This window comes from Cyanobacteria bacterium GSL.Bin1 (assembly GCA_009909085.1).
Classification (GTDB): Bacteria; Cyanobacteriota; Cyanobacteriia; order Cyanobacteriales; family Rubidibacteraceae; genus Halothece.
The window spans coordinates 1-2,681 of the sequence record JAAANX010000005.1 but is presented as its reverse complement, the minus strand read 5'-3'; the positions used below and the strand labels follow the sequence as shown (position 1 = coordinate 2,681).

The window sequence follows — 2,681 nt, the reverse complement described above, 5'->3', positions numbered from 1 at the left end:
ATGTCCTGAACATCGATTTCAATAGGTTGGTTCTGTTTCAAGGGATGAAATTGAAAGACTTTCTATAAATATCTTATTCTTTAGCCAACCTGCTGAATGTAGGGTGAGCGATTCTTTAATGCGTTTAATCGCAAGTGTCAGCAACTTGTCGCTTTTCCAAACAGCGGTAAAAGCTACACAGAAATCCGACCTGGACTCCGAGGAATCTCTTTAGAAGGGTTCATCATTTTTTATAGAATTCTTGATGATGGCATTGAAATCTTGAGAGTTGTCAGTGGTCATCGTGATTTCCCATCACTGTTTGAAGAATCCAGTTGATGATTATTTATTGATGATTCCCTTCTCCCTTTGAAAAACAACTTGCTAATCCCAACTATTCTGCATGAGCGACATTCGGCTACTAATTGATGTAGATGCAATGGATCGAAGATTCCTCAATGCCCTGAGATCTAGGAGTGTGGATGTAATACCATCTCTCAGGTTGGAAGTGACAGTCCCAGTGCTTCCATTCTCTGTGTTCTCTGTGACTCTGTGGTTCAATTTGTAGCAATCGTTTTCAGAAATAGTATAACCAGTGTCGGAGAAATGCTTACTACCGGCTACACTGCTGAACAGCAGTTAGTAATTGCAACTGAGCAACAGCGAGTCTTTTATACATTTAATGTCGGCGATTTCTGCTCTAATCACCTCTTTAAAATAATTTTAATCACAAAATATTAAGTAGGGTAAGTATCCCGAAAGTTTCTGCTTTTTGCTCCACACAGGGTGGATATCCCGAAAGTTTCCGCCTAATAAACCCGTTGCAGTGGACTGAATAATGAGAGCAGCCCTGGGACGGAATAAGACAGAAGAACTGATTAAATCATAATTATTTTTAAGTCTAGATCAAAAAAAAGAATAATTTAAATTACGAAAATTTTGGACACAATCAGGAAGATAAACCGCTATATTAGAACAATGTTTACTTAAATCCCGAAAAGAAGCATGAAGCGACAATTAACCCTCCTGACCTTTTGCCTCGGACTTTCTTTCTTTCCTTATCCTAGTCAGGCTCAAGAACACCAAGGCTGTTATATGCTTGACAGTAATGGTCGTCCGGTTGATCTCAACGGTTTATGTGAAAATCGGACTGCGACTGCGACCACGCCTGGGGTCTTTCGAGCACCGATTAAACGTCGCCAAGCGGGAATTCCCATTATTGAAGTGAGCTTTAACAATCAACCCACCGTTGAAATGATGGTGGATACCGGGGCAAGTGCCACTTTATTGCCGGATAAAATTGCTAAGCAATTAGGGATTCAACAAGAAGGAATAATTGTTGCCAATACACCGAGTCAGAGAGGCGTTAAGTTTCCTGCTGGACGAGTCAACTCGATTAATGCTGCAGGTGCAGAGGCTAAAGATGTAGTTGTGGTGATTTCTCCAGCATTATCCACAGGGTTATTGGGACAAAACTTCTTTAGTCGTTATGACGTGGTAATCAAAGAGAATGTGGTAGAGTTCCGCGACCGCTGAGGGCTCGTCAAACTTGGTAGAATAGGTACTCTATCGCCTTATTCATCACAATTACAGTACAAATTTTATGGGTAGCATCTTCGGACAACTTTTTCGGATCAGTACCTTTGGTGAATCACATGGTGGGGGTGTGGGTGTCGTCATTGATGGGTGTCCCCCGCAACTTCCCCTGTCGGCTGAGGAAATCCAAGTGGAGTTAGACCGCCGGCGACCCGGACAAAGTAAAATTACAACCCCTCGTAAAGAAACCGATACCTGTCAAATTCTTTCGGGGGTCTTTCAAGGGAAAACCACCGGAACACCGATCGCGATTTTGGTTCCGAATCAAGATACCCGCCCCCAAGATTACAGCGAAATGGCAACCACCTATCGCCCGTCCCATGCTGATGCCACCTATGATGCCAAGTACGGCTTTCGCAACTGGCAAGGTGGGGGACGCTCTTCGGCGCGAGAAACCATTGGACGAGTGGCAGCCGGGGCAATTGCCCAAAAGATTCTTAAGCAATGGGCGGGAGTGGAAATTGTCGGCTACGTTAAACGCATTAAAGATTTAGAAGCCCCCATTGATCCCAATACGGTGACTCGGGAAGACGTCGAAGCCACTATTGTCCGCTGTCCTCATGAGGAATGCGCCCAGCAGATGATTGATCTGATTGACCAAATTCGACGGGAAAAAGATTCCATTGGTGGGGTGGTTGAGTGTGTGGTGAGAAATGTCCCGAAAGGACTGGGGGAACCGGTTTTTGACAAATTAGAAGCCGATTTAGCGAAAGGGGTGATGTCTCTGCCCGCGAGTAAAGGCTTTGAAATTGGTTCGGGCTTTTCTGGGACCTTACTCCTCGGTAGTGAACACAATGATCCCTTTTATACCGATGAAACCGGGAAAATTCGCACGCGGAGCAACTATTCCGGCGGCATCCAAGGCGGTCTCAGTAATGGGGAAACGATTATCCTCCGGGCTGCCTTTAAACCCACCTCGACGATTGGGAAAGCCCAGGAAACCGTTACCCGTAGTGGTGAAGCGACAGAACTCGCGGCAAAAGGACGTCATGACCCTTGTGTCCTACCCCGGGCGGTGCCGATGGTAGAAGCGATGGTGGCTCTAGTTTTATGCGATCATCTGATGCGCGATCGCGCCCAATGCCATCTTTTCGAGCAAGGGGAAT

At 45.6% G+C, this 2,681-nt stretch carries 2 protein-coding genes and 1 pseudogene; all 3 read left to right on the top strand.

Annotated features, from left to right (window positions below):
- The first annotated feature begins 102 nt into the window (after positions 1 to 102).
- Positions 103 to 318, top strand: a pseudogene (locus tag GVY04_00160) (type II toxin-antitoxin system RelE/ParE family toxin).
- Positions 319 to 984: 666 nt separating this feature from the next.
- A complete protein-coding gene (locus tag GVY04_00155) occupies positions 985 to 1,515 on the top strand; it encodes a hypothetical protein (protein ID NBD14592.1) in 531 nt (176 codons plus the stop codon).
- Positions 1,516 to 1,582: 67 nt separating this feature from the next.
- Positions 1,583 to 2,681, top strand: a 1,099-nt coding sequence (gene aroC, locus GVY04_00150; GenBank protein NBD14591.1) for a chorismate synthase, incomplete at its 3' end; no start/stop codon positions are given.